The 21004-nt window shown below is 47.4% G+C and carries 19 protein-coding genes; 8 read left to right on the forward strand and 11 right to left on the reverse strand.

Features of this window, described 5'->3' with window-relative positions; translation table 11 throughout:
- Positions 1-183: 183 nt before the first annotated feature.
- On the reverse strand, positions 184-528 hold the full coding sequence (locus tag Q8L79_RS18675; protein WP_370870049.1) for a glutaredoxin family protein: 345 nt from the start codon (positions 526-528) through the stop codon (positions 184-186).
- A complete protein-coding gene (metH, locus tag Q8L79_RS18680; RefSeq protein ID WP_305274203.1) occupies positions 425-4105 on the reverse strand; it encodes a methionine synthase in 3681 nt (1226 codons plus the stop codon). The genes Q8L79_RS18675 and metH overlap by 104 nt, the downstream gene beginning before the upstream one ends.
- A 94-nt stretch (positions 4106-4199) precedes the next feature.
- On the opposite strand from metH, the gene Q8L79_RS18685 reads away from it, so the two are divergent.
- A complete protein-coding gene (locus Q8L79_RS18685) occupies positions 4200-4391 on the forward strand; it encodes a DUF2970 domain-containing protein (RefSeq protein ID WP_305274204.1) in 192 nt (63 codons plus the stop codon).
- Positions 4392-4494: 103 nt separating this feature from the next.
- Here the strand turns inward: Q8L79_RS18685 and Q8L79_RS18690 are convergent, their stop codons facing one another.
- Together Q8L79_RS18690 and Q8L79_RS18695 are read right to left on the reverse strand one after the other, a co-directional pair.
- A complete protein-coding gene (locus Q8L79_RS18690) occupies positions 4495-4926 on the reverse strand; it encodes a hypothetical protein (RefSeq protein ID WP_305274205.1) in 432 nt (143 codons plus the stop codon).
- 19 nt (positions 4927-4945) lie between these two features.
- On the reverse strand, positions 4946-5332 hold the full coding sequence (locus Q8L79_RS18695; RefSeq protein WP_305274206.1) for a hypothetical protein: 387 nt from the start codon (positions 5330-5332) through the stop codon (positions 4946-4948).
- 224 nt (positions 5333-5556) lie between these two features.
- Between Q8L79_RS18695 and Q8L79_RS18700 the strand changes: the two genes are divergently transcribed.
- The gene (locus tag Q8L79_RS18700; RefSeq protein WP_006890565.1) at positions 5557-5688 is read left to right on the forward strand and encodes a hypothetical protein; all 132 of its coding nucleotides are present in this window, start codon (positions 5557-5559) and stop codon (positions 5686-5688) included.
- Positions 5689-5836: 148 nt separating this feature from the next.
- Positions 5837-7729, forward strand: a complete 1893-nt coding sequence (locus tag Q8L79_RS18705; protein ID WP_305274207.1) for a DCC1-like thiol-disulfide oxidoreductase family protein — start codon at positions 5837-5839, stop codon at positions 7727-7729.
- 483 nt (positions 7730-8212) lie between these two features.
- On the opposite strand, the gene Q8L79_RS18710 is transcribed toward Q8L79_RS18705, so the two are convergent.
- From Q8L79_RS18710 to Q8L79_RS18730, 5 genes are all read right to left on the reverse strand, one after another.
- Positions 8213-9670, reverse strand: a complete 1458-nt coding sequence (locus tag Q8L79_RS18710; protein WP_305274208.1) for a TrkH family potassium uptake protein — start codon at positions 9668-9670, stop codon at positions 8213-8215.
- A 90-nt stretch (positions 9671-9760) separates the two neighbouring features.
- Complete coding sequence (trkA, locus tag Q8L79_RS18715; protein WP_305274209.1) at positions 9761-11122, reverse strand: Trk system potassium transporter TrkA; 1362 nt, start codon at positions 11120-11122, stop codon at positions 9761-9763.
- Between the two features lie 106 nt (positions 11123-11228).
- Entirely contained in the window at positions 11229-12116 is an 888-nt protein-coding gene (gene sucD / locus Q8L79_RS18720) for a succinate--CoA ligase subunit alpha (RefSeq protein WP_305274210.1), read from the reverse strand.
- Between the two features lies 1 nt (position 12117).
- Positions 12118-13311: a malate--CoA ligase subunit beta gene (locus tag Q8L79_RS18725; RefSeq protein WP_305274211.1), complete on the reverse strand. Its 1194-nt coding sequence runs from the start codon at positions 13309-13311 to the stop codon at positions 12118-12120.
- A gap of 124 nt (positions 13312-13435) precedes the next feature.
- Positions 13436-14383: a CoA ester lyase gene (locus Q8L79_RS18730; RefSeq protein WP_305274212.1), complete on the reverse strand. Its 948-nt coding sequence runs from the start codon at positions 14381-14383 to the stop codon at positions 13436-13438.
- 311 nt (positions 14384-14694) lie between these two features.
- Here Q8L79_RS18730 and Q8L79_RS18735 point away from each other — a divergent pair, with 311 nt between their 5' ends.
- The 5 genes from Q8L79_RS18735 (at position 14695) to Q8L79_RS18755 (ending at position 19529) form a co-directional block, all read left to right on the forward strand.
- Positions 14695-15861, forward strand: coding sequence for an aminotransferase class V-fold PLP-dependent enzyme (locus tag Q8L79_RS18735; protein WP_305274213.1), 1167 nt, complete (start codon positions 14695-14697; stop codon positions 15859-15861).
- A 325-nt stretch (positions 15862-16186) separates the two neighbouring features.
- Complete coding sequence (locus Q8L79_RS18740) at positions 16187-17158, forward strand: D-glycerate dehydrogenase (RefSeq protein WP_305274214.1); 972 nt, start codon at positions 16187-16189, stop codon at positions 17156-17158.
- Positions 17159-17634: 476 nt separating this feature from the next.
- Positions 17635-17895 carry an RNA-binding protein gene (locus Q8L79_RS18745; RefSeq protein ID WP_305274215.1) on the forward strand — a complete coding sequence of 87 codons (261 nt, stop codon included), beginning with the start codon at positions 17635-17637 and terminating at the stop codon, positions 17893-17895.
- Between the two features lie 223 nt (positions 17896-18118).
- The gene (locus tag Q8L79_RS18750) at positions 18119-18379 is read left to right on the forward strand and encodes an efflux RND transporter permease subunit (RefSeq protein WP_305274216.1); all 261 of its coding nucleotides are present in this window, start codon (positions 18119-18121) and stop codon (positions 18377-18379) included.
- A 160-nt stretch (positions 18380-18539) separates the two neighbouring features.
- Positions 18540-19529 (forward strand): cation diffusion facilitator family transporter, encoded by a 990-nt coding sequence (locus Q8L79_RS18755; RefSeq protein ID WP_305274217.1) that lies wholly within the window; start codon positions 18540-18542, stop codon positions 19527-19529.
- On the opposite strand, the gene fetB is transcribed toward Q8L79_RS18755, so the two are convergent.
- Positions 19526-20317, reverse strand: a complete 792-nt coding sequence (gene fetB, locus Q8L79_RS18760; RefSeq protein WP_305274218.1) for an iron export ABC transporter permease subunit FetB — start codon at positions 20315-20317, stop codon at positions 19526-19528. The genes Q8L79_RS18755 and fetB overlap by 4 nt on opposite strands.
- A complete protein-coding gene (locus tag Q8L79_RS18765) occupies positions 20304-20966 on the reverse strand; it encodes an ATP-binding cassette domain-containing protein (RefSeq protein WP_305274219.1) in 663 nt (220 codons plus the stop codon). Before Q8L79_RS18765 ends, fetB begins: the two co-directional genes overlap by 14 nt.
- Positions 20967-21004: the final 38 nt, after the last annotated feature.

The following is a 21004-nucleotide window of genomic DNA, read 5'->3' on the forward strand; positions in this document are numbered from 1 at the left end:
GCCGTGATAGAGGCATTACTGAACGGAAAAAACCTTCAACTGTCATGGCAACAGCTGATGCTCGGCGAGGACCGGGATTTACTCGCCAAACAACGCTTTATTCTGCTCAAGCCCGAGCGAGTAGCCTGGATGAAGCTTGCGGAATCCAAGGCTTCGTGGCAAATCATCCCGTATTCCGCGATACTACATACGGGCTACGCGATCAATAAAATCTTCAACCTCCGCTTGATCAAACGGCCAACCCAACTCCCGCCCACTCTCCGGATCATACAAAACCGGAATGCGTATCGCGTATTGCTCCTGCCACTGTTCCTGCTCGGCAATATCCACATAGTCAACACCACCCGGCACAAAGGCATTAACAATAACCTCCGCCTGTTCGCAGAGATGGCAGCCGGAGGTGCCGAACAGTATTAAGCGCATATCAATGATGCACATGCGCCGCCAGCCAGCGCTCGGCGACTTCTTCGGCGATGCCTTTGCGTCTGGCGTAATCTTGCAGTTGGTCTTTATCGATCTTGCCGACATTAAAATACTGCGATTCGGGATGGGAAAAATACCAGCCGCTTACCGCTGAGGCGGGATACATCGCATAACTTTCGGTCAGCTCTATCGTGGTATGTTCGGTCGCATTGAGTAATTCAAACAGCTTGCCCTTCTCGGTATGATCGGGACACGCTGGGTAACCCGGCGCCGGCCGTATGCCTTGATAGGCTTCGTTGATTAACTGATCGGCCTCATGAGTTTCATCTTTGGCATAGCCCCAATACTCTTTCCTGACTACTTGGTGCATGTATTCTGCAAACGCTTCGGCCAATCTGTCGGCCAGCGCTTTGAGCATGATTGAGCTGTAATCATCATTATCCAGCTCAAATTCTTGCAGTTTTTGCTCTATGCCGATGCCGGTCGTTACCGCAAAAGCGCCGATATAGTCGGCTTTTCCGCTGTCAACCGGGGCGATAAAATCGGACAGGCAATAATTGGGTCTGCCCGGCGCTTTGACGTTCTGTTGACGCAAATGATGCAGGGTTTCCTTTTTCTGGCTGCGGGTGTCATCGGTATACACCACGACATCATCGCCGTCGCTGTTGGCCGGGAAGAATCCGACTACGGCGCGGGCGGTCACCCATTCTTCGCTGATGATTTTTTTCAGCATGTCCTGCGCGTCTTGAAACAGCTTTCTGGCTTCAACGCCGATGACTTTGTCGTCGAGTATTTTGGGGTAGCTTCCAGCCATTTCCCAGGTTTGGAAAAACGGCGACCAGTCGATATACCAGACCAACGTATCCAACGGAAAATGATCGATGACTTTTATGCCCAGGAACGACGGTTTAACCGGCTCGTAGTTGCCCCAGTTGAATTTATTGCGCCGGGCTTCTTCTAAAGGATGTTGTTTGGTTTTGGCTTCCCGGCCTTTGTGCCGTTCCCTGACTTCCTCGTATTCTTCCCGGATGCTGTTGACGAACTCGTCTTTTAAATCGGCGCTGAGCAAGTTGCTGGCTACGCCGACGCCGCGCGATGCATCGGTCACGTAAACAATCGGGCCGTCGTAATTCGGGGCGATTTTGACTGCGGTATGCGCGCGCGAAGTTGTGGCGCCGCCTATCATCAACGGGATGGTAAAACCCTGGCGCTGCATTTCTTTGGCGACATGCACCATTTCATCCAGCGACGGCGTAATCAGGCCGCTTAAGCCGATAATGTCGACGTTTTCCAAACGCGCGGTTTGTAAAATCTTTTCGGCGGGCACCATCACGCCCATATCAATCACGTCATAGTTATTACATTGCAAGACCACGCCGACGATATTCTTGCCGATGTCATGCACATCGCCTTTTACCGTCGCCATCAGAATTTTGCCGTTGGTTTGCCGCTCACCCGCCGCTTTATCGGCTTCCATAAACGGCATCAAATAAGCCACGGCCTTTTTCATGACCCGCGCCGATTTAACCACTTGCGGCAGGAACATTTTACCCGCGCCGAACAAGTCGCCGACTACGTTCATGCCATCCATTAACGCGCCTTCAATGACATGCAACGGTCTTTCGGCCTCCAGTCTTGCCTGTTCAGTATCTTCGTCGATGTAATCGGTGATGCCTTTAACCAGCGCATGTTCCAGACGCTTGGTGACCGGCCAGCTGCGCCATTCCAGATCCTGCTCTTTTCCGGCGCTGCTGCTGCCGTCGCCGCGATATTTGTCGGCAAGTTCCAGCAATTTATCGGTGCCGCTGCCGTCGTGCCGGTTTAAAATAACATCTTCAACCGCATCGCGCAGATCTCGGGGAATATCTTCATAAATCGCCAATTGACCGGCATTGACGATGCCCATATCCATGCCGGCCTGAATGGCATGATATAAAAACACCGCATGGATCGCTTCCCGTACCGGATTATTGCCCCGAAACGAAAACGATACGTTGGACACGCCACCGGAAATCAGCGCGTAAGGCAAGGTGCGTTTGATCTCTTGAGTGGCTTCAATAAAATCCAGACCGTAATTGTTGTGTTCGTCGATACCGGTGGCGACGGCAAATATATTGGGATCGAAAATAATATCTTCGGGCGGAAAGCCGACTTGTTCGGTGAGAATCTTGTAAGCCCGTTGGCATATTTCGACTTTCCGGGTTTTGGTATCCGCTTGCCCTTCTTCATCAAAAGCCATGACGATAACTGCCGCACCATAGCGACGTACCAGTTTGGCGTGTTCGATAAACGCGGCTTCGCCTTCTTTCAGCGAGATGGAATTCACCACGCCTTTGCCCTGAATACATTTAAGTCCGGCTTCCAGAATTTCCCATTTGGATGAATCCAGCATGATCGGCACTTTGGCAATGTCAGGCTCGGACGCGATCAGCATCAAAAAGCGTACCATCGCTTCCTTGGACTCCAGCATGCCTTCGTCCATATTGATGTCGATAATTTGCGCGCCGTTTTCAACTTGCTGCTTGGCAACGTCCAGCGCCGCTTCAAAATCGCCCTCGATAACCAGTCGTTTGAATGCCGCCGAACCGGTAACGTTGGTGCGCTCGCCGACATTGACGAACAACGAGTCCGGCCCGATGTTCATGGGTTCGAGTCCTGATAATCGACACTGTTTGGGTATCTCCGGAACTATTCTTGGACTGTATTGTTGCACGGCCTCAACGATCGCTTTGATATTCGCAGGCGAGGTTCCGCAGCAACCGCCGATAATATTCAGGTAGCCGTTTTGCGCCCAATCGGCCAGTTCTTCGGCCATCGCTTCGGGTGTTTCGTCGTATTCTCCGAACTCGTTAGGCAAGCCCGCATTGGGATGTGCGGAAATATGCGTGTCGGCAATACTTGATAATTCGGCGATATATTGGCGCAGTTCTGTTGCGCCTAACGCGCAGTTAAAGCCGAAAGAGATCGGCTCTACATGCTTGAGTGAATTCCAGAAAGCGGCAACAGTTTGTCCGGACAGCGTTCTGCCTGATGCATCGGTAATGGTGCCGGAAATCATCACCGGCAGTTTGTAGCCGATCTGTTCAAAATATTGTTCAACCGCAAAAATGGCGGCTTTGGCATTCAGGGTATCGAAAACGGTTTCGATCAGAATAATATCCGCGCCGCCGTCAATCAGGCCTTGAGTGGCTTCTGTGTAAGCTACGACCAAGTCGTCAAAGAAAATATTGCGAAAGCCCGGATCGTTAACATCGGGTGACATGGAGGCCGTGCGGTTGGTGGGACCTAAAACGCCGGCAACAAAACGCGGTTTTTCCGGCGTCTTTTGGGTGTATTCGTCAGCCGCTTGTTTTGCCACTCGCGCAGCCTCAACATTAATTTCATAGGCCAGCGATTCCATTTTGTAATCGGCCATGGCGATACTGGTCGCATTGAAGGTATTGGTTTCAACAATGTCGGAGCCGACTTCAAAATAGGCACTATGAATGGCTTTAATAATGTCCGGCTGGGTCAGCGACAAAAGATCGTTATTCCCCTTAAGATCGACATCCCACTGTGCAAAACGCTGACCACGATAGTCTTTTTCTTCTAATTTGTAGCTTTGGATCATCGTGCCCATCGCACCATCGAGAAATAAAATGCGCCGGGATAATTGCTGCTTTAATAATTCTGTTTTGCTCATAGGAAAGATCAGGGGGTTATTTAATTTGGATATAATCATTGCTTAAAAGGTAATCAAGCACTATTATTTTTTACTATTTTTGCCGGAGATGAGCATGTCAAAACCAACGATTACTCAAGTCATAAAAAGCGTTCTAGCTGCTGCCATTGGGGTGCAAAGCGATGATAACAGGCAAAAGGATTTCACACAGGGATCTCTTCCAACGTATGTTATTGCAGGATTAATTTTTACTGTGCTTTTCGTTTCCGGTCTCGTTTTTCTTGTTTCTATTATTTTAGGCAAATAGCGTTTAAACATCAGAATCGATAATCTAAAAAACAATACAGCCATGTAGCCATAAAAAAAGCCCAAGCATCACTTGGGCTTTTTTTTATAACCAACTTTACGCCTTACTTTTCAGACGATGTTTTGAAACTTTGTTTTATGCTTTGAAACATTTCTTTAATATCGCCAAATAAATTGCCAATTGTAATTGGTTCCTTGGTAATAAATTTTATCCTAACCAGCGCAGCCGCTAAAACGCCAACAATTGATGGCATCAGTTCCAGATATAATGAAAGCAGAATGCCTCCAAATCCCTGAAAACCGCCTTCATTTTTTCTATCGCCAATACTGGTTAAATCACGCTCGTAGTCACTACCGCCCTCACCACCTCGTACTGCCTCCAAAATATAAAGATTGATATCGATAAATCCTAGCTGTACTACAAAAAAGGTAACTGTACCAATCGCTACCCACATCATTACATTACTCGTTTTTGCTCTCATAGCCGACTGGTAAATCCAGAGAGCCACAAAAATCATTATAATGCCACCTATCATAGCTATATCCTTTTTTAAATTATTTTTTTGTTAGAAAGAAGAAATACGCACACTTTAATATCATGTTTGAACCCTCTTTTTCAATCACTTTGCAGGATTCATATTTTTCTCGTCCAGGAGCTACCTGCTTTTTAATTTCCCCATTTTCGACGGAATACTTAATGGCAATCTTCAGTTCACTGATTCGTCCAGCCACATCTGATGCCGTTGACATAAGAGTTCCATCCGGTCTAAAGTCCCATTCCTGTGTTATGGCCTTTTTTTGGCCGGTTAACGTAACTGCTTCATCATGAAGATTCCATTTCCCTAAAATCTCAGAATTATCTTTTAGTTGAACGTCAGCATTTGCTGATAACGTAAAGAAAATTGCGACCAGTGGTAATATTTTAACGCATCTATTCATCATAATTCCTTATCTCAAAATGTATCAGCACTCAAAAATAGATTCTAAACTATACCACACTGGCTATCGAGCAATAAATTTCAACCGGGAACAATAGTTATATCTCATCAAAAAAAACACGTGACAATAAGCCTTGACTTTAACTTTCCCTAAAGTATTATGCTCATTCCGTTTGCTATGTAATTAGCAATATTTCTAAAAATACAAAATTATAGGTAGGACATCCCATGGGAGCGATCTTAGATATCACCGAAATGTTAAAAGAACCAGCTGGTATGGTCGGCGCGGTTGTAGTTATAGCTGCTGGCTACTTCCTGGTAAAATGGGTATTTGCCGAACACCCAGACGACGAAAAATAAGTCTTCAAACGATTTAATCTTAGCTTAGGCCGCTCACTTCAATTCTTTATGAGTTGAGTGCGGCCTTTGTTTTGTCTGCACATTTCAATACATAAACCCTACATTTCTTATATAATTTATACATCTTCCCGATTTTTCGAATCATGAAATGTATAAACTTATCTCCAGTAAAATTCTAGAACTTCATTCCAAGCAAGCTCCTGCTATCGGCATAGGCTTATTCCGGATTCTTTACGGCTTAATCACTCTACAGGAAATCATTTTCCTGCTGTACTTTAATCACTTAATTTTCGACCCTATTCCCTATATAGATGTCGAATTCCCGATGATTCCTTTTTTCTTGTGCCTTTGGGGCGTTATTGCCGCTTTTATTGTGGTGGGTTACCGCTACCAATTTGCAATAACCTGTAATTACATTATCTGGATTATTTTTGTTAATTTCACCCCCATGCAACGGGATTTTGATGGCGGCTTTGATTTATTCATGATCGGAGCGGGATTTTTCCTGCTTTTTATGCCTGGAGATCGAGCATTTTCAATAGACCATCTTCGACATAAGCTTAGCACCCCTTTTACTCATTACAGCGCCTATCCGAAACCAACCGTTTCAACTCTTGCGTACATCCTGCCCGTTGCTATTTGCCTCGGCTTTCTCTACTTTGATTCAGCCATACATAAAATGTTTGCCGAACACTGGCGCAACGGCCTTGGCACTTGGCTGCCCGCAACACAGCCTTATTATGTTTCAGCCATCGATATGTCGTATTTGCTGAACAATACGTTTTTGCAAAACATTCTTGGCTATACCATCTTAGTTTTTCAATTTACCTTTATCTTCTTTTTCACCCAGCGCCAGTTACGCACAGTTTATTTGCTGGTCGGCCTTGGTCTTCATCTTGGCATCACTTTATCTTTCAACATTTATCCTTTTGGCTTGGGGATGCTCGCCTTTTATGCCTTACTGGTTCCTTTTAAATGGTGGCGATGTATCGGCCGCTTAGTCACGGCAAAACAGCCCTCTCTTACCGTATTTTATGACCAGCTGTGCCCTTTATGTAATCGCACCGTTTTGATCCTTAATCATTTCGACATATTCAGCTGCATAGACTTTAAAAGCGCTCAGGAACATGCAGCACACTATCCGGCGCTTGCTGCCATCAACAATGAAACTCTTTTAACCGATTTATACGCACTGGATCGCACCAACCGCATTTATTCGGGCGTTGACACTTATGCCCAGATCTTTATAAAAATGCGTTATTTATTTCCTATCGGTATTATTTTGAGCCTTCCGGGAATTCATCAATTTGCCTTAAAAAAATACCGTTCTATTGCCGATACACGCAATCGCATCCCATGCACATCTGCCTGCCTTCTGCCACAAGCCCTGCCGGACACTACTCTCTATCATCAATTTTTTGAAGGTGTTGCCACACAAAAACCGCACGCATTTTCCAGGAAACTTTCAAAAATATTACTGGCACTCATCGTTTTTCAATTAAACAGCTCGATTCATTACGGGCTTATTTACAGACTCAATGTCGACAACCCTCGAAATCCCATCTCACAGGCCAGCAACGCCATTTTAATGGCCTCACAGACCTTTCTGGGCATCACACCCCATGCGCTTTATCTGCATGACCATTTTACAGGCTATGATCATATTTTAGCGCTCACCTACACTGACCAAAATGGCGCTGAGCACTGGCTACCTTTTGTCAATGAACAAGGTCGTCTTCTTGCCCCCAACTGGGGCCGCGTTCACTCCATGTGGGCCAATATTGCCGTAACGCCAAACATTGATAACAAACGCTTGCACAAATTCATCATGAAAGTCACCGCTTTCTGGGGAATAGATTGTGGTTTAAATCTTGAAAATGTCGTTTTCAACATAAAGCTCAAAAAAATCAATGCGCCTTCTTACTGGATTCATGATCAATTACATAAAAATTTCGCATCTCCGTGGACCACTATCGGAACGGCAAAATGGACCGACAACCAAATCTCTTTCGATTTGCCCGACAACATCAATCAGCTTTAACTGAGCGGATAATTATTCAATTTTTATTATTGCATCATCATTCGAGTCATGATATAAAATGCATGTGCTTTAATTTAATGGCGCAAATTAATAAAAATAATTGAAACCCCTTTGGAGGATATTCGTATGAATAAAATTTTATCTCTTATAGCTATGGCATTAATGATTGTTGGCTTATCTGGTTGCATGGATGATCCTGATAAATCTGCACAAAAAATTTCTAGTTCTATTCAACTATAAATAGAATTATTGGCAGTACCAAAAAACCCAGCTTATAGCTGGGTTTTTTGTTTTTACAAGCCTTGTTTTTGATTGCAAAATACAGGGCGAACTTACCAGCCAACTCCCCGCTCAATCCTCATATCACCCGCTACACTTATCCAAATTTTATCAAAGCTCACTATAAACGTCTTTTAGCTTTCACTCCAAAAAAGCTTGGGAGCATCTTTAAAAATTCCACCGCACTCAACACTCAGACGTAAATTATTTTCTCCAAAATTCCGGTACAAATAAAATAACAATAGAAAATATCTGCACCCGGCCCAGAAGCATCGCAAAGATACAAATACCCGTTTGAATGTCGTTCAGACTGGCGTAATTAGTCGCAGGCCCCACTTGATTAAGACCCGGGCCGGCATTGTTAAAACAGGCGATAATAGCCGAGAAAGCGCTTATAAAATCCATACCGCTCAACAACAGCATGAACACCAGAATGACGATGCTAATGAAATACAGAAAAATAAATCCGGTTACAGAGGCAACAATTTTATTACTCACCACTGTGTCGCCGATTTTCATGGATTTAACCGCAAAAGGATGAATGAACTTGAACAATTCCAGACGTGCCTGCTTCATCAGAATGATGGTACGAATCATTCGAATACCCCCGCCGGTGGAACCGGAAGAAGCCGAAATACAACATAAAAACAACATCCACATTGGCACAAAGATAGGCCATTGATTAAAATCTTGTGTAGCATAGCCGCAATCGGTAGCGATGGTGACCAGATTAAACGTTGCATGGCGTAATGCGGTAAAAAAGTCAGGATAAGTGCCAGCATGCCACAGCACCGATGCCGTTATCAGGCAACTTCCCAACACTAAAGCGAGGAAAGCTCTTGCTTCCCTGTCATCGACATAAGGATTGAAGGATCCTTTCCGGAGAGCCACAAAATGGGTGGCGAAATTGATCGCTGCCAGCAATTGAAAGATGGTTAACACCATCTCGATAGATAGCGAATTAAAAAAACCGACACTACTATCGTGAGTAGAAAATCCGCCTAAACTCATCGCGGAAAAGGCATGACAAATAGCATCAAACCAATCCATACCCGCGAAACGCAAAGCCACAATACAGGCCAGAGTTATGCCCGCATAGACCAACCATAAAGCTTTGGCAGTTTGTGCTATACGCGGCGGCAAATCCGACTCCTTGACCGTTCCCGGCGATTCCGCGATATATAACTGCATGCCGCCGATACCCAGAATGGGCAAAATAGCAACCGCAAATATAATGATGCCCATACCCGCTATCCAGTTCAACTCATGCCGCCACAGGTTAATCGACATCGGCAACTGATCAATACCGCTGAATATAGTCGCGCCGGTCGTAGTAAGGCCGGAAACAGTCTCAAAATAAGCGTCGATAAAGCTGAGCTCAGGTAAATACATCATCAGCGGCAAGGTACAAAATACCGGAATTATTGACCAAGTAATCGCTACCATCAAAAACCCTGTTTGTCTTGACACCTTCTTGGGTATGCGTAGCGTCGGAATAAACATCAACGCGCCCAGCAACATGGTAATCAAAGAGCCCTGATAAAAGGCATTAGTAGCACCGTCATCAGTTATAAAGGAAGTCAACAAACAAGTGGCCATTAAGCCGCTGAATCCCATGGTGACCAAACCGAAAATATTGATGATCGTAAAGATGACATTCATGGAATTAGATTCAAAGCGAAAGGTTCAAGACTACGGACAAAAGGTCAAAGGCTAAGGTTTTTTGCCTTTTGCCCTTCGCCTGCCCTTATATTAAAGAGGCTGGAATTTTTTCTCGATGTTTACGACCAATTTTTTATCCATCGCGAACATAACCACATGATCACCTTCTTCGAACACCGTTTCATGGTGAATCGAAATGACTTGCTGGTTGCGAATCAGTGCCCCCATCACAATACCTTCAGGGAAATTAATGGAATCCACCCGAAATCCGACGACGGAATTCAGATCATTACTTTGGTGTGCAATAGCCTCGATAGCCTCAGCGGTACCGCCGCATAGCGAACTGACTTGCGCCACATCACCGCGACGTACATGTTTTAAGATACTGCCGAGCGTCTCCTGATTGGGCAGCACTGCAACATCAATTCCTGTTCCCGGCAAAAGCTTGCTGTACGAAACATGGTTGAGCAAACAGATAGCCTTGCGCGCGCCCAAACTTTTTGCCAAAGAAGCGGAAACGATATTAACGCCGTCATTTTCAGTAATCGCACAAAATAAATCGGTACTATCGATAGACTCATCAAGCAACATCGCTTCATCGGCGCAATCGCCTAATAGCACCACGGCATGATCAAGATCATTGGCTATCTTGTGAGCGCGTCTGGGATCTTTTTCAATGATTTTTACTTGGTGGTCTTTTTCCAACGCCAGCGCCAGGCGCTTGCCGACATGACCGCCACCGGCAATGATAATTCGCTTTAACGGAGCCTCCAGCTTGTTCAGCTCTTTCAATACTCGACGCACCTCTTCACGAGGCGCCACAAAAAAAACTTCGTCGCCCGTTTCAATAACGGCCTCACCGTTTACTACCATCGGAATCCCTTGCCGAAAAATAGCCGCCACGCGAATTTTACCGCCGACCAGTCGCTCTTTCAGAGTTTTAATTTTTTTGCCTGTTAAGGAGCCGTCCGCCACCACTTTAACCGAAAAAAGGCGTACCAGCCCGTCAGCAAAATTGGAAATATGTTGGACGCCGGGGAACTCGATCAAATTACGAATGGCCTCCATAACGATTTGTTCCGGGCTAATAACAATATCCACCGGAATACCGTTCGGGCCGAATAATTGCGGATTTTTCAGATAATCGACAGCACGCACCCGGGCAATCGTTTTCGGCCGACTGTAAAGCGCATTGATGATCACACACGCCAGCATATTGGTTTCGTCGCTGTCGGTAACCGCGATAATCATATCGGCAGTCCGGGCTCCAGCCTGTTCGAGTACCCTCGGGTGCGCCGCGTTACCGGCAACCGTGGCAATATCGAAACGCTCCTTTAACGCATCAAGCAACTCCGTCCTGAAATCAACGACGACAATATCGTTCTCTTCGCTTGCCAGCGCCCCGGCAACCGATGAACCGGTAACACCGGCGCCAAGAATAAGTATTTTCATTTACGCCCTGTGAGTGTTAAAAATAAAAGCAGGCGAAGGGCGAAAGACAAAAGGCTAAAACCTTATATCTTTCGCCCTTCGCCTTTTTTCGGCTTGTATCTTTCCCTTACAACCGGGCTAGTACTGCCGCTACTGTTTCCCCCATAGCCGCCGGTGTTGGGCAGATCGTAACTCCCAACTCTTTCAGTATAGCTACTTTTTCTGCGGCGCTTTCACCTGCTGATGAAATAATCGCACCGGCATGGCCCATGCGTCGGCCTTCCGGTGCAGTTAAACCGGCGATATAGGCGATCACCGGTTTACTCATGTGTTCTTTGGCAAAAATCCCGGCTTCAACTTCTTGCGGGCCGCCGATTTCGCCAATCATGACGATCACTTTGGTTTCCGGATCGGCTTCAAATTTTTCCAGAATATCACGGTGCGAACTGCCGTTGATCGGGTCGCCGCCGATACCGACCGAGGTTGAAATGCCTATATTCAAGCGTTTCATCTGGTCTGCGGCCTCATAGCCCAAGGTGCCTGAACGACCGACAATGCCTACATTGCCCCGCATGTAAATATGTCCGGGCATAATACCCAGCATGGCGCGACCCGGACTGATAGTGCCCGCACAGTTGGGACCGGTCAGTATCATTCGTTGCTCCACCGGAGAACGACGCAGAAAGTTTTTAACCGTCATCATATCCTGAGTGGGAATACCGTCGGTAATCGCCACACAATATTTAATGCCCGCATCGGCGGCTTCCATAATCGAATCAGCGGCAAAGGCAGGCGGAACGAAGATAATACTGGCTTCCGCTCCAACTTCGCGTACAGCTTCTTTTACAGTATTAAAAACCGGCAAGCCTAAATGGGTTTGACCGCCTTTGCCGGGGGTGATACCTCCGACCACGTTTGAACCGTAGTTGATCATATCCTGGGCATGAAAGCTGCCGATTTTTCCGGTAAAGCCTTGAACAATTATGCGTGTTGTTTCGTCAATTAAAATAGCCATTTTACGCTCCCTGAGCTGCTTCTTTCGCAACCGCTTCATTACGCGCTTGCACCGCTTTTTCAGCCGCTTCGGCCAAGGTTTCCGCGGTAATAATAGGCAAGCCACTTTCTGCGATAATCCGACGGCCTTCTTCAACGTTAGTGCCTGACAATCTGACAATCAACGGTATTTTCATATCGATTTTCTTGACCGCTTCAACAACGCCTTCGGCAATCCAGTCGCAACGGTTGATACCGGCAAAAATATTAACCAGCATGGCTTTTACGCCCTTATCGGCCAATACTAAACGAAAGGCTTTTTCGGTACGTTCAGCCGATGCGCCGCCGCCTACGTCGAGGAAGTTGGCTGGCTCGCCGCCGGCCAGTTTAATCATGTCCATAGTCGCCATCGCCAAACCGGCCCCGTTAATCATGCAGCCGATGTCGCCATCCAGGCCTACATAGCTTAAACCACGGTCGGCAGCCGCCATTTCGCGAGGATCTTCCTGAGTTTTATCGCGCAGTTCGGAAATTTTTTGCTGACGAAACAAGGCATTGTCATCAAAGCCCATTTTGGCGTCCAAAGCGACCAACTCGTTACTGCGGGTAACCACCAGCGGATTGATTTCCAGCATGCTGGCATCAAGCTCACGCAAGGCACGATAACAACCTCTGATAGTTTTAACCGCATGACTCAGCAATTCAGGATCCAGCCCCAATGCAAAAGCCATTTCACGTGCCTGATAGTCTTGCAGACCCACTGCAGGCTCGATGTAAATTTTGGTAATGGCATCGGGATTGTTCTCGGCCAGTTCCTCGATTTCCATGCCGCCTTGAGCGGAACCAACCATGACAATACGCTCTGAACTGCGATCAACCAGAAAACAGAAGTACATTTCCTTGACGATATCGGTTCCGGCTTCAACATACAATCTACCGCACACTTTACCTGCCGGACCGGTTTGATGAGTGATCAGTCTTTTGCCTAATAAAGCTTCTGCCGCCGCTTCAACTTCATCGTGCGTTTTACAGATTTTAATACCGCCCGCTTTACCGCGTGCACCGGAATGAATCTGCGCTTTGACCGCCCAAATATGCCCGCCAATGTCTCTGGCGCGTTGCACAGCTTCTTCCGGGCTGTAGGCCATACCGCCTTCGGCGATTTTAACGCCATAACCGCTTAAAATTTCTTTCGCCTGATACTCATGAATATCCACAGCATCTCCTGTTTGTGTGTTGTGTAGGTCGGATTAACGTAACTTAACCCGACATTTTTCGGCTTCGATTATCGGATTACGTTGCCCTGCTATGTCCTAGAGCAAACCCGATCTACAAAACTGTTTATTTTTTCGCTGCGATAGCTTCGGCAGCTCTGACCACGTTATTCGCCATTTTTTCCGATGCCGCATCAATTAAACGACCATCTAATGCTGCCGCGCCTTTACCTTGAGCTGCCGCTTCCTTCAAAGCGACCAGAATGCGTTTTGCCTTCTCAACTTCAGCCGCCGGAGGAGTAAATATTTCATTGGCTAATTCGACTTGTGACGGATGTATCGCCCATTTACCTTCGCAACCTAAAGCCGCCGCTCGCCTTCCGGCCATTTTGTAGCCATCGGGATCTTTAATATCGCCAAAAGGACCGTCAATAGGGCGTAAACCGTAAGCACGACACGCAACCGTCATTCGGCTGATTGCAAAATGCCATTGGTCGCCTGGATAGTCAGGATTTAAACCACCGATGTTCGTGGTTCTGGCACGGTTGCTTGCCGCGTAATCGGCCACACCGAAATGCAGAGCTTCAAGACGCCCCGACGCGCCGTTACGCGCAATGTCTTCAACATTAGCCATACCCAAAGCCGTTTCAATCAAGGCTTCAATGCCGATTTTGTTTTTCAGCCCTTGTTGCATTTCCAGCTGGTTAAGCATGGCTTCAACCATATAAACATCGGCATAAACACCCACTTTAGGAATTAAAACCGTGTCCAGCTTTGCACCGCACTGCTCGACCAGATCCACCACATCACGCACCATATATTGAGTATCCAGGCCATTGATGCGCACAGAAATGGTTACGCCGTGTCCTTTCCAGTCCAGATCATTAATCGCTTCAATAATGTTCTTTCTGGCTTGTAGTTTGTCATCCGGAGCAACGGCATCCTCAAGATCGAGAAAAATAAAATCAGCGCCACTTCTCATCGCTTTTTCAAACATTTCAGGGCTAGAACCCGGAACGGCTAATTCACAGCGTTGAACTCGTTGAACTGACGCTGCATATAAGGTGTGGCTCATTTGTGCTTTCCTAATTTCAATGTTGTAAATCCATTCAGGTTGGCATAACCCGACATTTTTCGGCTACCATTGCCAGTGTCGGGTACGCTAGGTAAACCCGACTTACGCGGCTTAAGCCGATCTTAAATCAACCGCACATTTTACTTTCAGAGGTCTCAAAGTCAATTTTTAAAGCTTATTTCCCAGCTCAAGCCCTAATCTGGCCTTGCCGATTTTTAGCGGCTATGTCATTATTGCCAGTTTTTGGACATTAGCTTTTTCAATGTCCAAGCTGCATTTCAATCACTCAACCACTACAAAGAGGCAATGCAATGGCTGGTCGTAACCATCTATATATTCCTGGCCCTACCAATGTGCCAAATGAAATTCTTAACGCTATGCATGTCAACATGGAAGACCATCGCTCTCCTGTGTTTCCAAAACTGCTGACACCTCTTTTACAAGATCTGAAAAAAATCTTTAAAACAGAAACCGGACAAGCCTTTATTTTTCCCGCGACCGGCACCGCAGGTTGGGAAGTTGCGCTGACCAACACCTTAAATCCGGGCGACAAGGTTTTAATCTATCGCTTCGGTCAATTCAGCCATTTATGGGCTGAAATGGCAAAACGTCTGGGCTTCGACGTCGAAATTCATCAGGAAGTCTGGGGCAAAGGTATCCCTTTGGACAGAATGGAAGCGCGTTTAAAAGAAGACACCAACCACGAAATTAAAGCCGTTTTGGCGACGCATAACGAAACCGCTACCGGTGTTACCAGCGATATTGGCGGTGTTCGTAAAGCATTGAACGCGGCAAATCACCCTGCACTGTTATTTGTTGACGGCGTCAGCTCTATTGCAAGTCTCGACTTTCGCATGGACGAATGGGGCGTCGACGGAGCCATCAGCGGCTCGCAAAAAGGCTTTATGATGCCTGCCGGCGGTGCGTTTCTGGCATTCAGCCAAAAAGCATTAAAAGCCGTTGAAACATCAACCTATCCGCGTTGCTTCCTGGACTTAAAAGACCAGATGAACACCAACAAAGACGGCTATACGCCTTATACTCCGGCATTGCCTATTCTATACGGCTTGCGCAAAGCGTTAGACCTGTTACAGGAAGAAGGTTTGGAGAATGTTTTCGCGCGTCATCACCGTTTGGCCGAAGGCGTTCGTAAAGCTGTTGCCGCTTGGGGATTAACAACCTGCGCTCACCCCGGTTTTGAATCGGACACAGTGACTGCGATTGTTGTTCCGGAAGACAAAGATGCCAGAGAGGTAATCAGCACCGCGTTTAGCAGATACGATATTTCTTTAGGCGCCGGTTTATCCGAACTTGCCGGTAAAGCTTTCCGTATCGGCCACGTCGGCGACATGAACGACGTTTCCATGCTCGGCGCTATCGCAGGCGTTGAAATGGCGATGCTGGACAACGGCTTTGATTTCAAGCCGGGTGCCGGCGTTGCAGCAGCGATTGAATACTATCGTTCAACAGCTCAGTAACATCGCAGGGGCGTGTGCAACACGCCCCGCACGCCAACTTAAAGTAAAAAATTCACCACGAAGGCACGAACGACTGCATGGATGCAGGAGGTAGGCAGAAAACCGCTCCTGCGTTTTCTGCATTCGCCACATCCCTGTGGCTTAGCAATGCAGAAGCAATTGCCGAGAACACGAAGCTTTGATTTCGTTTTCTATCATGGCGTTATGTTTTAAACAGAAAGCCTGTATATTTAATTAGTAATTTTCATTCTGTTTTTTCTTCGTGCTCTTCGTGTCTTCGTGGTGATATATCTTAATCCACCACACGCCAACGTGAGGATAACCCATGAGCAAACCCAAAGTCTTTGTTACCCGCAAATGGCCTGCCTCAGTCGAAGCCAAACTCAAAGCTCTTTACGATGTAACGCTAAACGAAGATGACCGGCCGTTAACAGCAGACGAATTCAAATCCGCGCTGCAAAATTACGATGCCGTTTGTCCCACCGTTTGCGATTCATTTCCTGCCGATGTTATCAACGTCGACAACAAACGCTGCAAAATTCTGGGCAACTTCGGGGTAGGCTACAACCATATCGACATCAACGCCGCCAAAGCGCAAGGTTTGGTTGTGAGCAACACACCCGGCGTGTTGACGCACAGCACTGCCGATATTGCGATGACCTTATTGTTAATGTCCGCACGTCGGGGCGCAGAAGGCGACCGTCTGGTACGTGCCAAACAATGGCAAGGCTGGTGCCCGACGCACATGCTGAGCAGCGATGTAACCGGCGCAACCCTGGGTCTGATCGGCTTCGGTCGTATCGCGCAAGCCATGGCAAGAAAAGCCCATCACGGCTTCGGCATGAAAATCGTCTATTTCAAACCCAGTCCGGCCGACGAATATGTCACCGACGACCTTAACGCGACCCGATGCGAGTCCATAGAAGAGCTGCTGCAAGTAGCCGACTACGTGTCGTTGCACTGCCCCGGCGGCGAGGCAACCCGGCATTTAATCAATGCCGACATGCTCAACCTGATGAAACCGTCCGCGCACTTAATCAATACCGCCCGAGGCGACGTGGTTGACAGCGACGCGCTGATTGAAGCGCTCAAAAACAAACGGATTGCCGGAGCAGGCCTTGATGTTTATGAAGGGGAACCTAATGTCCACGAAGGCTTCCTGACCCTGGATAATGTATCGCTACTGCCGCATTTAGGCAGCGCCACCTTAGGGACACGCACAGCCATGGGTGAAAAAGTGTTAGCCAACCTGGCCGCATTCTTTGCCGGGGATCATCTCCCTGATCGGGTTGTTTAAGAACCGAGGTTATTAAGAACGAATTAATATCGGGTTGCAAACCGCATGTAATCCGATAAATTCAAACGTTACCTGTACGAAGAAAATACCCATACTTAAATACAATGAGTTTGAGAGAAAATCAGAACAATTTGCTCAACAAGTAAAAATCTATAACGTAAATGTCAACCAATCTGGCGTATGGTTATTTCTAGCCACGCTTGGCTGTTGAAGCATAAATGATCATGGGATGCAAAGAGCTGCGATGCTTTGTACCTTCATGATTTTTCGCATCAGCTTTTTACTGGTATTGCCAGCTGACTATCTTTCATGTCTATTCTTAGGTGCCGGCATCGCATATTGGATGGGTTATTTTGCCTAACAAGGCTATAAAAAGCCTATACGTTGCGTGTGTGCCTTAGTTAAGTTTATATTGAAAGGGCACGCATAGCGTACACTACATCACTACCTCTATTAATAGATCCTTACGCAATCCTATGAAACTACTGATACGCAATCTAGCCCGCACCACAACAGAAGCAGAGCTTCGGGCTATGTTCGAAGCCCACGGCACAGTGCAGTCCTGCACCCTGGTAATGGATAACGAAACCGGCGACAGCAAGGGTTTTGGCTTTGTTGAGATGCCCAAGCAAGGCGAGGCCAAGACGGCAATGAATATCCTCAACGACAAAGATGTCGCGGGTAACAAAATCCGCGTTAAAAAGGCCGAATCGAAACAGGACAAGGGGAAAACATAATTTGAATAATGGGTTTCCCGGTAGCCTGGAATGCTACCGCCTGTTTTTTCCGCTCATGAAAAGGGTATGCGCAACCTACCCTGCATGACTTCGTTCATGCTGACAGATAACCTTTCAATTCTGACAAGATTGTAATCTGCTTGTCATACTGCATGTTTGGAATGGACTGTTAACATTCCAAACATGCAACGACTCATCCATCCGACACTCCTCCCTTACCTTGTTGAGCCTTTCGCTCACCGGTTGCGCCCGTTTTGAGGATCATCCGCTAACTTCAGTCAATATTGTTGCGTTGCCGGGCGCGATCATCGGTATCGGCGTGGCGGCTTTAGGGCTTTTACCCTTGGCTTACGACATCGGCGCCGAATCGGACATGCTGAAACCATTGGCTATTGCGGCGATTGGAGCGCTGATGCTTTCCGTGTTATTGTCCCTGATAGCCACACCCAGGGTTTATTTTGTGATGCGAACATTCAAAAAATAAACTAAAAGGGTCGGTACAAAGAATCCGCATGATCGACCGGGCGGATATTTAGACCTAACGTTATACGATACAAGCTTAGGACAAATCCAAGCGCAAAACGGGAAAAGGCTATGCCGTTCCAAGATCATCAGTTATTTTGTCGGACAAAGGTTTATAAGTAATGGCACATCATCATAAACACGATCATTCTGCCGGACACCATCACGGTACCTTGAATACCGCGGGGAATAACCAAGGGCGTACTTTCATCTTCACCATATTGCTGAATCTGGCATTTGTAGTGATTGAGTTCGCCTATGGCTTCATCGCCAATTCCACGGCATTAATGGCCGATGCGGGACATAATGCATCCGACGTGCTCGGCCTGCTGTTGGCATGGGGCGCAGTTATGTTGGCGCGCAAGCAGCCCAGTCTACGTTACACCTACGGACTGCGCAGCACCTCCATTCTGGCGGCGCTCGCTAATGCCGCATTACTCTTGGTGGCATGCGGGGCGATTGCATTGGAAGCCGGCCACCGCTTTGCACAGCCACCCGAGGTCGCCAGTCTAACGGTATCGGGTATCGCGGCGATTGGGATAATCATCAATGGGCTGTCCGCGTGGCTGTTGAGGAAAGGCAGCAAGGATGATTTGAATATTCGGGGCGCTTACCTGCATATGTTGGCGGATACCGCCGTATCGCTTGCCGTGGTAATAACCGGTCTGGCAATGTTTCATTTCGGCTGGTATTGGCTCGACCCGGCCATCAGTTTAGCGATTGTGCTCGTGATCGTGATCGGCACATGGGGCTTGCTGCGCGATTCGCTACGCTTGGCCTTGAGTGCCGTGCCTGAGCGGATAAATGCGCCTGCAATCGACATCTACCTGCGCCAATTGGACGGCGTAAGCGACATTCACGATTTGCATATTTGGGGCTTGAGCACCACCGAAACTGCGTTGACGGTTCATTTGGTCATGCCTGACGGCTACCCTGGCGATATATTTTTGGATGACATCGCACAAACACTGGAAGAACGCTACTCCATTCATCACAGCACCTTGCAAATTGAACAAGGGACGACTCATCACGCATGCTCACTGGCCGCGCAACCGAGTCTCCACGGCAAGTCCAAGAATAACCACCATTCGTTGATTCGCCTCAATGACTAAGGCTTATCAATCACCTCATCCCTCAACACATCAAATGTATTGAAGGCGATATTGAGGCTGAGTTTCAAGTTAATGATGCAGGCGATAGTGGTACTGGTGAAAATACAGATCATGATAGCGATTTGATATTTCACCGCCAACCACGGTTCGCTGCCGCCCAGGATTTGGCCTGTCATCATGCCGGGCAAGGATACCAGACCCATGGTCGCCATACCGGCAATGGTCGGATTGAGCGCGGCTTTGACGGCATCGCGAAAATACGGACGCACCGCTTCCCAGCGTGTCGCCCCCAGCATTAGAAAGGTCGCATATTCGTTCTCGTTCTTGCGTAGCGTCGAATAAAAACGTTCTAACGCGATGACGTTTCCTTGCAGACAGTTGCCGAGAATCATACCCGCCAAAGGTACGATGTAACGGGCGTCGTAAAAGTGAGTCGGCTGAATGACCAGAATCACCAGATAAGCGGTGGAGAACAGTATGCTGGATGCAATAGCCATAAAAGTAGCCAGTACGAAATAACGCGCTTTAAGTCCTGCGCGTCGCAGAATACTTAAATCCGCGACTAACAACATCACAAGTATCCATAAGCCGTTGAGCCAGGGATGGTTAAGATCGAACAGCATTTTCAGGTAGATCCCAACCAGTGCCAACTGGATACTCATGCGCAGGATGCTGATGCCGATATCCCGACTCAAGCGTAAACCAATCAGCCTGAGCATTATCCAGGGCAGCAAACAAAGGCCGTAGAGCAGCGCCATCCGCGGCAGCTCAATATCAAGTGTTTCCATTACCCTTTACCTGAGTCAATCGACCCGCTTCAAGTTCAAAAACAATGCCGCAACGCTCCAACCACTCAGGGTCGTGAGCCACCGAAAGAACAGTCAAATGCGGATCGGTGAAAACATCGAACACGACTTGCTTGCTTTCCGCGTCCAGAGCACTGGTTATCTCATCCAGCAGATACAGTTTTTTGCCCAATAACAGACCCCGAGCCAGTGCAATCCGCTGTTTTTCGCCTCCGGAAATCCGGTTGCTTTCCTGTCGCAAAATATCCGCAGGCAAGTGCAGCCGTTGCAATACATCAATAAGTTGCGCTTCCGTAGGCCGATGATTGCGATGCGTTTTGAATTGAAAAGGCAGCAGCAGCGCCTCCCGTACGCTTTCAGCACCCAGCATCGGTTCTTGTCCAATGTAAGCGGTACAGCTGCGAATCGCCTGAACGGATACCGGCGTCAGCGGCTGCTCCTGAAAGTAAACCGTACCTTGTTTTATAGAATGAAGTCCCAACAGGGTTTTCAGGATACTGCTTTTACCGGAGCCGGATTTGCCGCTTAACACCGCTTTTTCTCCAAGGAAGAGCGTAAAGCTGATGTCGGATAGGATCGTTTTTTCGTGGACAATGACCGATACGTGGTCGAATCGAATGATAGGAGACATTAAAATTGTTCCATATTAAATCCCCATGACGAAACCAC

The organism is Methylobacter sp., from assembly GCF_030680395.1.
Lineage (GTDB): Bacteria > Pseudomonadota > Gammaproteobacteria > Methylococcales > Methylomonadaceae > Methylobacter_A.